Genomic DNA, 13,144 nt, shown 5'->3' on the forward strand with positions numbered 1-13,144 from the left:
TGATCATAGTTTATTATAGAACGAATGTTCCCGCAATTGCAATAGCAGCACTATCTGCAAAAAGAGCCTTAATATAAATCTGTTAAATTCGCCAAAACAATTTATATTTTACCCTTTATCTTTAAATTTAATCAACTTATTTTTTTACAAGGGGTTTTGAGGAAAAGAATTAGAGGCTCCCTTGTCCTCGGAACAAAAGGCGCAAGCGCCCCGATTAGCCCCGACAAGCACAAGACGAATCACGCAAGAGTCGGTAAACTCTGGAGTGATTTGGCTTGTGACCTCGAGGGGCTGGGCGCTCCTCGAAAAGCTAACGCTTTTCTTCGTGCGATGAATCGCTTCCGCAGCGTTCCTTGTGGAGCCAGATTACGACAAACTCATTTCAAAGTTATACACAACGATGAAATTTATAATTGCCTTAACAACAAGAAAAGGGAGCATGGTGTATGGGATAGCAGCAGTTTAAAGATTTTTAAGGTTTGATCACTAAGTTTGGTTTCTTTTTCAAGCTGTGCCGGCCTTCGATGAAGCGCACTGTTCCTGATTTTGCACGCATAACAACGGAATGGGTTGAACCATATGAGCCTTTAAATTGTACGCCGCGAAGCAGTTCACCGTCTGTAACGCCGGTTGCTGCAAAAATCGCGTCATCCCCTTTTACAAAGTCTTCCATGCGCAGCACTTTATTGACATCAAGCCCCATTTTTTTGCACCGCTCTACCTCTGCATCGTTTTGCGGCAGCAGCCTTCCTTGCATTTCGCCGCCAAGGCATTTCAGCGCTACTGCAGACAGCACCCCTTCCGGTGCTCCGCCAGAACCGAATAAAATGTCAACCCCTGTTGACTCAAACGCAGTGTTGATCGCTCCGGCAACGTCTCCGTCGTTGATCAGCTTAATTCTCGCTCCGGCTTCGCGAAGCTGGGCAATAATATGCGCGTGCCGCGGACGATTTAACACTGTTGCCACTAAATCTTCAATATCTTTGTTTTTCGCTTTTGCTACCGCTTTCAAATTATCCAAAACAGGTGCATTAATATCGATCATTCCAACTGCTTCAGGACCTACTGCAATTTTATCCATATACATATCAGGTGCATGAAGCAGGTTTCCGTGATCAGCTACAGCCAGTATGGCAAGGGCATTCCATCCTCCTGATGCGACGATATTGGTGCCTTCAAGCGGATCAACGGCAATGTCTACCCGCGGTCCATCACCGGTGCCGAGCTTTTCGCCGATATAAAGCATCGGAGCCTCATCCATTTCTCCTTCACCAATTACTACAGTCCCCTTCATTGGCACCGTATCAAAAACATCTCTCATTGCCGATGTTGCCGCTCCATCAGCTTCATCTTTTTTTCCCCGGCCCATCCAGCGGGCCGATGCAAGGGCCGCAGCTTCAGTAACACGGACAAGCTCCATTGTTAAACTTCTTTCCATCAGTAAGTCCTCCCCATGATGTTAGTTCCTGTCAGTCGTTTTGGAAGAACCGGATCAAGCGTTTTCCATTTGTTCTTTTTCTTCCTGGCTTAAATCTTCCCGCCATACCGTCGCACCGAGGCCATTTAGTTTTTCGACTAGATGGCTGTAGCCCCTGTCGATATGCTCAATGCCGGTTATTTCTGTAATCCCTTCTGCCATAAGCCCGGCTATGACAAGAGCAGCGCCAGCCCTGAGGTCACTGGCTTTCACTTTTGCCCCTTGAAGACGCACAGGCCCGTTTACAATTGCTGAACGGCCTTCCACCTTAATATTAGCATTCATTCTCCTGAGTTCGTCAATATGTTTAAAACGGGCACTATAAATTGTATCTGTGACGACACTTGTTCCTTCTGCTTTCGTAAGCAATGATGTAAACGGCTGTTGAAGATCTGTCGGGAAACCCGGATAGACAAGCGTCTTAATATCAACTGCTTTTAATTTTTCCGCAGGAGCAACAAAGACTTGGTCATCTCCGGACTCGATCTGGACACCCATTTCTCTTAGCTTGGCAATCAGTGATTCAAGATGGTTCGGAATCACATTATCAATAAGGATCCCTTCTCCGACAGCGGCTCCAAGAATTAAATACGTACCTGCTTCAATCCGATCAGGTATGATTGTATGCCGGCAGCCATGAAGCCGGTCCACTCCGTCAATGCGAATAACGTCCGTTCCGGCACCTTTAATTTTCGCGCCCATATTGGTCAGCAAAGTTGCTACATCAATGATTTCCGGTTCCTTTGCGGCATTTTCAATGATCGTCCGTCCCTTTGCGCGGACAGCAGCAAGCATAATATTTATGGTTGCCCCTACACTGACAACATCCAAATAGATACGCGCTCCCTTTAGTTCATCGGCTCGCAAATAGATGGCACCCTGCTCATTTGTAACCTTTGCCCCGAGCGCTTCGAATCCTTTAATATGCTGGTCGATCGGGCGCGGCCCCAGATAGCACCCGCCGGGTAAACCAATTACTGCTTTATTAAAGCGGCCCAGCATGGCACCCATTAGATAATAAGAAGCTCTCAGCTTTTTCACTTTTCCATTCGGCAACGGCATAGAAATCATGGAAGACGGATCAACAGTCATCTCATTATTAGCAAATTCAACTTTCCCGCCAATTTCTTCAAGCAAAGCCTTTAAAATTTGAACATCTGAAATATCAGGCAAACCTTCAATGGTTACAGGCGAATCAGCTAAAATTGTTGCGGGAATCAATGCAACTGCACTGTTTTTTGCACCGCTAATACGAACAGTTCCTTTTAACGGATAACCGCCTGCGATCTTTAGCTTTTCCATTCGTGACTCCCTTCTGCCTTGCTTTACACTTATTATCATATTTTTCCAACACAATAAGGTATATTTCGACAGTTTGTCCTATTTTATAGTTTACACGAAATGACGGAATTACATGTATGGATATCCAAAAAAATTTTATTAAAAAATTTTTCCTGATCGGATCGACTGTTGACCGCATTCTAAAATCTTATTGCCCGCGTTTTTTCCAATCCGCTAAAAAGGCTTCAATCCCTTTATCTGTTAATGGATGTTTAAATAATTGAAGGAAAACTTTGTAAGGTAAAGTCGCAATATGCGCCCCTCTTAGCGCCGCTTCGGTCACATGCTGCGGATGGCGAATGGATGCCGCAATGATTTCAGTATGAATCTTGTGAACCGCAAAAATTTGAGCTATTGTCGATATTAACTCAAGACCGTTATGTCCTATGTCATCCAATCGTCCTAAGAAAGGAGACACATATGTTGCACCTGCACGTGCAGCAAGCAAAGCCTGGTTGGCACTGAAAATAAGGGTCACGTTTGTTTTAATTCCTTCTTTTGACAATGCATGAACTGCTTTCAAGCTTTCCGCGGTCATCGGAACTTTCACTGTGATATTCGGAGCAATCGCAGCCAGCTCTTTTCCTTCTTTGATCATTCCTTCCGCATCAAGAGCAAGTACCTCAGCACTGACAGATCCGGGAACAAGCTCTGCAATTTCACGCAGCCGGTCATGAAACTTAACATTCTTTTCTTTTGCAACAAGTGATGGATTTGTAGTTACACCTGATAAAATTCCTAAAGAATGAACCTCGCGAATTTCATCTATGTTGGCTGTATCAATAAAAAATTTAATAATGACTCCTCCTTTATTTCTCTGGATGCTGTTCTCAGTCATTAGTTTTCATACAATATATTATATTACCTTACGTTTTTATAAAAACATTTTACACTACCCGTTCCAAAAGTATTCGACGAAATTTTTAAACATGTAAAAATGAATTGAAACCGCCTTAAAAAAGGCGGTTTCAAGCTTTTATAATCTGGGCGTTTTCTTCGGTTTGCGCTTTGCCGGAAGAACCGAATTCGCGCATTTTGCCGATGACCGTTTCTTTAATCGCATCGCGGGCAGGGCCTAAATACTTGCGCGGATCGTACATATTTGGATTTTCTGCAAGAACTTCACGGACTTTTTTTGCGGAAGCAATTTGGTTCTCTGTATTAACATTAATTTTTGCAGTACCAAGGGAAATCGCTCTTTGAATATCTTTTGTCGGAATTCCGGTGCCGCCGTGCAATACTAGAGGAACACCGGTAATTTTTCCAATTTCCTCCATTTCCTTGAAGCCAAGATTCGGCTCCCCTTTATAAGGACCGTGGACAGAACCCAATGCAGGAGCAAGACAATCGATTCCTGTACGTTTTACAAGTTCTTCACACTCTTTTGGATCTGCGTAAATAACTCCGTCTGCTATTACGTCATCCTCTTGACCGCCAACTGTTCCAAGCTCAGCTTCAACAGAAACGCCTCTCGCATGAGCATATTCTACTACTTTTTTAGTCACTTCTACATTCTCTTCAAAAGGATGATGGGAAGCATCGATCATAACGGAAGTAAAACCTGCATCGATCACTTCTTTACATTTTTCGAAACTTGAACCGTGATCAAGGTGAATCGCTACCGGAACGGTAATTTTATAATCTTCCATTAATCCTTTAACCATGTTGACAACGGTTTTAAAACCGCCCATGTAGCGGCCGGCTCCTTCAGAAACGCCTAAAATAACAGGGGACTTTTCTTCTTCTGCAGCCAGAAGAATGGCTTGAGTAAACTCAAGATTGTTTAAGTTAAATTGGCCTACAGCGTAGCCTTCTGCTTTTGCTTTATTCAGCATTTCAGTCATTGAAACTAAAGGCATTTTTCTTCCTCCTCATAGGGGATCGTTTCATTTTAACCATATGATCCATATTAAGTTTTTCCTGCATCGAATTTGAATATGTACCTTTTGAAACTCAGTCAAAACGAAAGGACGATCCTTCAAAATTTCACTTGTATCATACCAAAAAGAAAATAGAAATGCTATTAAACATTTGCTTTTTTCAAATTATTTAAATATTCAATTAAATGCAATCGCTGACATCTGTTTAGTTTGTCGAAATCGGTATATATTTTTTTACTGCCGCACGAATATCATCAATGTCAAACGGCTTGGCAAAATGAGTGAGAGCACCCAATTCTTTTGCTTCCTGAATCATATCCAATTCTCCGTATGCAGTCATAATAATGACTCTGATGTCAGGGTCAATGACTTTTATTCTTTTTAAAATTTCGATTCCATCCATTCCGGGAATTTTCATATCTAAAAGGACTAGATCCGGGGAGTACTTGGTGACAATTTCAAGAGCGTGGACTCCGTTGGCGGCCTGGTATGTATCATACCCTTCTTTTTGCAGAACTTCATTTAGAAGTATTCGTATACCAAACTGATCATCGACAATTAGCACTTTTCCTTTCATAAACTCACCTTCCCATTATCTATTTTTTCCCCTGTCTTATAATGATAGCGATTTGTTGGCGGATATATATGTATACTTTCACTAGATATATTCTACTTTCTTTCTGATGATTCCTGCCTTTTTATTTGGTTATTTTTTCTTATCGGATTCAAATTTTACCCTGTCTTAAAAAAATTTTATAATGAAATAGTATTTCTTATGAACTTGGATATGATGGAGGCGAATACAATTGCTAAAAATGTTTTCTACCCAATTAACAGGGCTTTTTAATAGAATTCATGACAAGGAAGAATTCTCAATTGAGGATGGCGCCCGCCTGCTTGCCCAAGCAGCTGTCGGCGATGGATCTATTTATATTTGCGGATTAAAAGAAATGGCTGCTGTTGAAGCGGAAGCGACAGAGGGTGCTGAACCTTTGATTTCTGCAAAAAAATGGACTGCACTTGATGATATACAAGATACGGATCGAGTTCTGCTGCTATCCCGCTTTTCCCAAGACAAGGAAGCTGTTGAGATCGCACGGGCTTTATCCGAAAAACACATTCCTTTCGTTGCGGTTTCGACTGCTGTAGAAAACGACAGTGACGATTTAACGAGCCTTGCGGATATTCATATCGATTTAAGGCTTGTAAAAGGTTTGCTTCCTGATGAAAAAGGCGGCCGGTTTGGCTACCCATCGTCGATCGCTGCGTTATTTGTTTACTTCGGGCTTAAATTTACGATCGATGAAATCATTGGTGAATATGAATGATGTTTGATAACGAAGGTTTATGATTTATGTGGAAGGTTTATGAATAAGGATAAAGCCTCTTGAACGCGGCTGACGGATCATAATTGAGGATGAAGGCTCGTAAATGCGGCTGACGGATCATGATTGAGGATGAAGGCTTATATTTTTGAACGAGGGCTCATATGTTCGAACAAAAGCTCATAAATTCAAACGAAGGCTCATAATTGGTTCAGACAATTATAGTAACCTAGCAAGACAAGCACAAAGTATTGATTTTTTTTTAAAAAACCCCCCGGAATTTCATCTTCCGGGGGGTTTTTCGATTAATTTTCTGCCGCTTTTAAAGATGCTTCAATAAAATCGCGGAATAACGGCTGCGGACGGGTCGGCCGTGATGTAAATTCCGGATGAAATTGAGATGCAACAAACCATGGGTGGTCTTTAATTTCGATAATTTCTACTAAGCGGCCGTCAGGGCTGGTGCCTGAGAATACGAATCCGGCCTCCTCCATTGTCTCGCGGTAATGGTTGTTAAATTCATAGCGGTGGCGATGGCGTTCGTAAATAACTTCGTCTTGATACGCCTTGTAAGCTTTCGTATTTTCAGAGAGCTTGCATGGGTACAGGCCGAGGCGAAGTGTTCCGCCAAGGTCTTCAATATCCTTTTGTTCAGGAAGCAAGTCAATGATCGGATGCTTTGTATCAGGATCAATTTCAGAGGAATGTGCTCCTTCCAGGCCAAGAACATTGCGGGCAAATTCAACGGATGCCAGCTGCATTCCAAGGCAAATGCCGAAGAACGGCTTTTTCTGTTCGCGGGCATATTGGATTGCGAAAATTTTTCCATCAATACCGCGGTTACCGAATCCACCCGGTACTAAAATTCCGTCCGCATCATTCAGAAGCTCTTGTACATTTTCAGCAGTGACTTCTTCTGAATTGATCCATTTAATTTCCACTTCCGCATCAAAGTAATAGCCTGCATGTTTCAAAGCTTCGACAACGGAAAGATAAGCATCCTGCAGTTCAACATATTTTCCGACTAGTGCAATTTTCGTTTTCCGAGAAAGATTTGTTACCCGTTCCACGAGCTGGATCCACTCGGTCATGTCCGCTTCGCCGCACTCAAGCTTTAAGTGTTCACATACGATTTTATCCATGTTCTGCTCTTGAAGTGCCAACGGTATGGAATAAAGCGTATCTGCATCCCGGCACTCGATGACCGCCTTCGGATCAATATCGCAGAACAATGCAATTTTATCTTTCATATCTTGCGAGATCGGCATTTCAGTACGCACAACAATCACATTTGGCTGGATTCCGAGGCTGCGCAATTCTTTTACGCTGTGCTGGGTCGGTTTTGTTTTCATTTCACCGGCTGCTTTAATATAAGGAACGAGTGTACAATGTATATACATGACATTGTCCCTGCCGACATCACTTTTCATCTGGCGGATCGCTTCCAAGAACGGCAACGATTCAATGTCTCCGACTGTTCCGCCGATTTCGGTGATCACAACGTCTGCATTCGTTTCGCGGCCTGCGCGGAAAACACGTTCTTTAATTTCGTTCGTGATGTGAGGAATGACTTGAACGGTTCCGCCCAAATAGTCGCCTCGGCGTTCCTTTTTCAAAACGGCTGAATAGATTTTCCCGGTCGTAACGTTGCTGTATTTATTTAAATTGATATCAATGAAACGCTCATAATGGCCTAAATCAAGATCCGTTTCAGCTCCGTCATCCGTTACAAACACTTCCCCATGTTGGTAAGGGCTCATCGTCCCCGGATCGACGTTTATATAAGGATCAAATTTTTGAATGGTTACTTTTAAACCGCGGTTTTTCAGCAGCCGCCCTAATGAAGCTGCCGTAATTCCCTTTCCAAGTGACGACACAACGCCGCCTGTTACAAAAATATACTTTGTCATGTGTGTATTCCCCCTCTTAAACAGTTTGTGCATTATGCCTTCTCTTTAAAGGCTTAATCAGTAAAAAATTAATTTAAAAACAGGGAAAACGATTCATTAAAAGCTTTTATAAAAAAATAAAAACGCTCCGCCTACATTTTGTAAGGGAGCGTTTTACCGCTTTATTTTAAGACCGTTCCTAATTTATAGAGCCCAAAAAAGATTGTACAAGCCTTGTCGAAAAAAGTCAAGCTGATTATAAATCCTCTTCGTCCTCCAGATCTTCTAACTCATCATCGAGCAGCTCTTCTTCTTCATCGAGGTCATAATCATCCTCGTCATCTATTATATCACTTTCGTCATCATCTTCGTCTAAGGCGTCTAAGTCTTCATCAATTAAATCGTCGTCAAGAAGATCCTCGTCCTCATCTTCTTCAAACGCATCGATATCATCGTAATCAATTTCGTCTTCATCGATGTCGTCATAATCATCGACATCAAGATCATCATCAAGAGCCTTTTTCGCTTTTTTCTTCTTAGGCTTAACAGTTGTAATCGTTTCATCCTCAGTCTGGTCTATAGGATACCAAACACGAAGCCCCCACCGGTTTTCTCCAAGTGAAATAAACCGGCCGTCTATGTTCATATCTGTATAGAATTGCGCCAATTTCGCTCTTACTTCTTCTTCACTAAGGCCAAGAAGCTGCGAAACTTCATCTACAATGTCTTTAAATGGAACTGCTTGTTTCTTTTCATTCAACAGTTCATAAGCAATTTCAATGAAAGACATTTCTTTCAATTCCTCTTTTGAGTATTGGTTCAGACTCAATATCGGCACTTCCTTTCTCTATATCAAGCCACTATAAAGGGCTTCATCCCTTTATTGGCAAGTATTTCCCAAAATACATATTCTTCATTATAAACAAATTCCTCCTGTTTATGCTAGTTCTATCTTCTATTTCTCACACTTTTTTCGTTTATAAAATCATTATTTGTTAATGATCGGTCTGTTTCCGTTTCATCCGGGCGTTTGGAAAGCTGGTTAAAAGCTAAACTGAAGAAAAAAATCGATAAAATGAAAAAGGATATGGCGCCTAACTGACGCTGGTAAAGATAATATAATGCACCTAAGGCACCGATAATTGAAATGATGAAAAAAAATGATTTCAAATTGGTCACATCCTGTATCTTCATCTTCCTATGATGGCCGTTTTTAAAGCCCCAGCTTCCATATAGTTTGATTATAATGGAAAGTGTGCCAATTTGAAAAATCTTTATATACAAAAATGGCTTATAAACATAAGCCATTTTTTTATGAAGATTACATATTTCTGCGATATTGTCCTCCAACTTCGTAGAGAGCTCGGGTGATTTGGCCGAGGCTGGCCACTTTGACTGTTTCCATCAGCTCCGCAAAGATATTTCCTCCGCTTACGGCTGTTTGCTTCAAGCGGTTAAGCGCCTCGGCTGCGCGGTCTTTATTTCGTTCTTGGAATGAACGGAGGTTTTGGATTTGCAGCTCTTTCTCTTCTTTCGTTGCCCGCGCCAATTCCATGTTGTTAAGCTCATCTTCTGATGGCGGATTCGGATTTACATACGTATTCACGCCGATGATCGGCAGTTCTCCTGAATGTTTTTTCATTTCATAATACATCGATTCATCCTGGATTTTCCCGCGCTGATACTGGGTTTCCATCGCACCGAGAACCCCGCCGCGGTCGTTCAGGCGGTCGAACTCCTGAAGGACTGCTTCTTCCACTAGGTCTGTCAGCTCTTCAATAATAAATGACCCTTGAAGAGGATTCTCATTTTTCGTTAATCCATGTTCTTTTGTAATGATCATCTGGATGGCCATCGCCCGGCGAACCGATTCTTCTGTCGGAGTTGTAATCGCCTCGTCATAAGCATTTGTATGAAGCGAGTTGCAGTTGTCATGAAGTGCCATTAGTGCCTGAAGAGTTGTCCGAATATCATTAAAATCAATTTCCATGGCATGCAGCGAACGGCCCGATGTCTGGACATGGTACTTCAATTTCTGGCTTCTTTCATTCGCCCCGTATTTATCTCTCATCACAATTGCCCAAATTCGGCGCGCTACCCGGCCAATTACTGAATACTCCGGATCAAGTCCATTTGAAAAGAAGAACGATAAGTTTGGTGCAAAGTCATCGATCTTCATCCCGCGGCTCAAATAATATTCGACATACGTAAACCCGTTCGCAAGCGTAAACGCCAGCTGGGTGATCGGATTGGCCCCTGCTTCGGCTATATGATAGCCGGATATAGACACCGAATAGTAATTTCGCACCTTATGATCAATAAAGTATTGCTGAATATCTCCCATCATTCTTAATGCGAACTCTGTTGAGAAAATACATGTATTTTGTCCTTGATCTTCTTTTAAAATATCGGCTTGAACCGTTCCCCTGACTGCTTGCAAAGTCATTGCTTTCACTTGTTCATATTCTTCGCCGGTCAGCTTTCGTCCAAGTTCTGCTTCTTTCTTTTCTATTTGCTGTTCGATCGCTGTATTCATAAACATGGCTAAAATAATCGGCGCCGGACCGTTGATTGTCATCGAAACAGATGTCGACGGATGGCATAAATCAAAACCGGCATAGAGCTTTTTCATATCATCAAGGGTACAGACATTGACACCGCTTTCACCGACTTTACCGTAAATATCCGGCCGGTAGTCCGGATCCTCGCCATAAAGGGTGACGGAATCAAAAGCGGTGCTTAAGCGCTTTGCCGGGTCATCTTTTGACAAGTAATGGAAACGGCGGTTTGTCCGTTCAGGTGTTCCTTCGCCGGCAAACTGGCGTTTCGGGTCTTCTCCCTGGCGTTTAAATGGAAAAACACCGGCCGTATACGGGAATGACCCGGGAACATTTTCACGGTAAACCCACCTTAAAATCTCTCCGTAATCTTTGTATTTCGGAAGTGCAACCTTCGGAATCTCTAATCCTGAAAGGCTCTTTGTTTTTAACTCTGTAACGATTTCTTTATCACGGATTTTCGCAACGAACTTGTCGGCAGAGTATTTTTCTTTCAGCTGTTCCCACTCAAGTAAAATCTTCTTTGATTCCGGTGAAAGCTTAGACTCAATGTCTTCTTTCAGTGCTTCAAGAGACGAGAGAATTTCACCATTTGTTTCCCGTTCCTTCAACGCTTCAATGGCACCCTCCACTTGGAACAAGCGGCGGGCAAATGCAACTTGCTCTTCCGCTTTTTTATGATAGTTTCGAACCGTTTCGGTAATTTCCCGCAAATAATAGCGGCGTTCGTTAGGAATAATGACATTTTGCTTTTCGACATGCGCTTCTTTTGAGAAGGATGTCGACCAATTCGTTCCTGCTTTTTCATTGATTTTTTCAATCAATGCCGTAAAAAGCGCATTTGTTCCGGGATCGTTAAATTGGCTCGCAATCGTCCCGTATACAGGCATTTCCGAATAATCTTTGTCAAACAGCATGCGGCTTCGCTGATACTGTTTTTGCACTTGGCGCTTCGCGTCCTCTGAACCTTTCTTCTCAAACTTGTTAATCACAATTAAGTCCGCATAGTCAATCATGTCGATTTTTTCAAGCTGTGACGGCGCTCCGAATTCACTTGTCATAACATAAATGGAAACGTCGCATATTTCGGTAATTTCCGCATCTCCCTGTCCGATTCCGCTTGTTTCAACAATAATTAGGTCGAAGCCGGCTGCTTTTACAACAGAAATCGCATCTTTAATGGCTAATGACAGCTCATTTTTTGATTTCCTCGTTGCCAGGCTCCGCATATAGACGCGCGGTGAAAAAATGGCATTCATGCGGATCCGGTCTCCGAGAAGAGCGCCGCCCGTTTTTTGTTTAGTAGGGTCGACGGATAAAATGGCTATTCTTTTCTCGGGAATTTCATTGAGGAATCGGCGGATCAGTTCATCGGTTAAGGAGCTTTTTCCGGAGCCGCCAGTTCCGGTAATCCCGACGACAGGGGCGGATTTTTCCAGTGATTTCACTTTTTCCATTACCGACTCAACGGCCGCAGCTGTTTCTTTCTGAATGCTGACATGCTGTTCGGCAAGTGTGATCAGCTTGGAAACAGCGTTCACCTCGCCGGTTTGAAGTTTTTCGACATAGCCTGCCGCATCAAGAGTGACCGTCGGAAAATCACATTCTTTTAACATGAGTTCAATCATGCCTTGAAGGCCAAACCGGCGTCCGTCCTCAGGCGAAAAAATTTTTGCAATCCCATATTCGTGAAGTTCTTTTATTTCGCGGGGAATAATGACACCGCCCCCGCCTCCGTATATGCGAATGTGGGAAGCACCTTTTTCTTTTAACAAATCGTACATATACTTAAAATATTCGACATGCCCCCCTTGGTAAGAGGAAACGGCAATTCCTTGGACATCTTCCTGAATAGCGGCATTCACTACCTCTTCAACAGACCGGTTATGGCCAAGGTGTATGACTTCTGCTCCGCCGGCCTGCAGAAGCCTTCGCATAATATTAATGGAGGCATCGTGGCCGTCAAATAAGCTTGAGGCAGTAACAAAACGAATGTGATGCTTTGGCTTATACATGCTTCTCTACCCCCTGTTCGTTTAAGCAGATCCCTTTAAAAAGCAATTCCGTTTGCAATTCAATGTACTCTTCGAGAGTGTAAATTTTTTGAAGCGCCCAGCGGCGGAATCCCCACATCTGCCCCTGAACGAAAATATTGTGAGCAATCATTTGCACCTGCTTTTTTGTCAGTACCAGTTCCCCGTTTTCCACACATCGATTGATGACATCTTCAAACATGCCGACCATTTCAATTTCTTTTTTCAGCACATATGGAAGCGCATCTTTTGAGAGTGATTTCGCTTCCTGGTACATAACAAGCACTTCATCCTGCATGTCATCCATGACTCGAAAGTAATTTGCAATTCCACGCTTTAAGCTTTCCAGTGTACCCTGACTCGTATCAAGGTCTTTTTGAAGGCGCTCCCGCACTTGATCATAGATGCTGTCACAGACAAGGTATAACACATCTTCCTTCGTCCGAATGTATTCATATAGCGTACCGATGCTGAATCCGGCTGCTTTCGCTATCTCCCTTGTTGTTGTGCGGTGAAACCCTTTTTGTTTAAAAAGGCTGACAGCACCTTTAATCATTTGATTGCGTCGTTTATTAACAAGGCTCTCATCTTTGACAGAAGCATGCACTTCACGTTTTTCCATTGTCTTTTTACCGCCTTTA

The 13,144-nt window shown here is 42.7% G+C and carries 11 protein-coding genes; 1 reads left to right on the top strand and 10 read right to left on the bottom strand.

Annotated features, from left to right (window positions below):
* Positions 1-472: 472 nt before the first annotated feature.
* The 5 genes from glpX to C0966_RS13475 all read right to left on the bottom strand — a co-directional run bounded on the left by glpX (position 473) and on the right by C0966_RS13475 (position 5,275).
* Positions 473-1,438: a class II fructose-bisphosphatase gene (gene glpX / locus C0966_RS13455; RefSeq protein WP_274856249.1), complete on the bottom strand. Its 966-nt coding sequence runs from the start codon at positions 1,436-1,438 to the stop codon at positions 473-475.
* A gap of 54 nt (positions 1,439-1,492) precedes the next feature.
* Positions 1,493-2,779, bottom strand: coding sequence for a UDP-N-acetylglucosamine 1-carboxyvinyltransferase (locus C0966_RS13460; protein WP_274856250.1), 1,287 nt, complete (start codon positions 2,777-2,779; stop codon positions 1,493-1,495).
* A 187-nt stretch (positions 2,780-2,966) separates the two neighbouring features.
* Positions 2,967-3,614 carry a fructose-6-phosphate aldolase gene (gene fsa / locus C0966_RS13465; protein WP_274856836.1) on the bottom strand — a complete coding sequence of 216 codons (648 nt, stop codon included), beginning with the start codon at positions 3,612-3,614 and terminating at the stop codon, positions 2,967-2,969.
* Positions 3,615-3,786: 172 nt separating this feature from the next.
* Positions 3,787-4,677 (bottom strand): class II fructose-bisphosphate aldolase, encoded by an 891-nt coding sequence (locus C0966_RS13470; protein WP_274856251.1) that lies wholly within the window; start codon positions 4,675-4,677, stop codon positions 3,787-3,789.
* A 226-nt stretch (positions 4,678-4,903) separates the two neighbouring features.
* Positions 4,904-5,275 (bottom strand): response regulator, encoded by a 372-nt coding sequence (locus C0966_RS13475; protein ID WP_274856252.1) that lies wholly within the window; start codon positions 5,273-5,275, stop codon positions 4,904-4,906.
* Between the two features lie 229 nt (positions 5,276-5,504).
* Between C0966_RS13475 and C0966_RS13480 the strand changes: the two genes are divergently transcribed.
* Positions 5,505-6,026: a DUF2529 domain-containing protein gene (locus C0966_RS13480; protein WP_274856253.1), complete on the top strand. Its 522-nt coding sequence runs from the start codon at positions 5,505-5,507 to the stop codon at positions 6,024-6,026.
* A gap of 302 nt (positions 6,027-6,328) precedes the next feature.
* On the opposite strand, the gene C0966_RS13485 is transcribed toward C0966_RS13480, so the two are convergent.
* From C0966_RS13485 to C0966_RS13505, 5 genes are all read right to left on the bottom strand, one after another.
* Positions 6,329-7,933 (bottom strand): CTP synthase, encoded by a 1,605-nt coding sequence (locus C0966_RS13485; protein ID WP_274856255.1) that lies wholly within the window; start codon positions 7,931-7,933, stop codon positions 6,329-6,331.
* Positions 7,934-8,168: 235 nt separating this feature from the next.
* Positions 8,169-8,741, bottom strand: a complete 573-nt coding sequence (gene rpoE, locus C0966_RS13490; protein ID WP_274856256.1) for a DNA-directed RNA polymerase subunit delta — start codon at positions 8,739-8,741, stop codon at positions 8,169-8,171.
* A 119-nt stretch (positions 8,742-8,860) separates the two neighbouring features.
* Positions 8,861-9,082, bottom strand: a complete 222-nt coding sequence (locus C0966_RS13495; protein WP_274856257.1) for a hypothetical protein — start codon at positions 9,080-9,082, stop codon at positions 8,861-8,863.
* Positions 9,083-9,233: 151 nt separating this feature from the next.
* A complete protein-coding gene (gene icmF / locus C0966_RS13500; protein ID WP_274856258.1) occupies positions 9,234-12,485 on the bottom strand; it encodes a fused isobutyryl-CoA mutase/GTPase IcmF in 3,252 nt (1,083 codons plus the stop codon).
* Positions 12,478-13,125, bottom strand: a complete 648-nt coding sequence (locus tag C0966_RS13505; RefSeq protein WP_274856259.1) for a TetR/AcrR family transcriptional regulator — start codon at positions 13,123-13,125, stop codon at positions 12,478-12,480. Before C0966_RS13505 ends, icmF begins: the two co-directional genes overlap by 8 nt.
* Between the last annotated feature and the right edge of the window lie 19 nt (positions 13,126-13,144).

The sequence above is a fragment of the Bacillus methanolicus genome, from assembly GCF_028888695.1.
Lineage (GTDB): Bacteria > Bacillota > Bacilli > Bacillales > Cytobacillaceae > Bacillus_Z > Bacillus_Z methanolicus_B.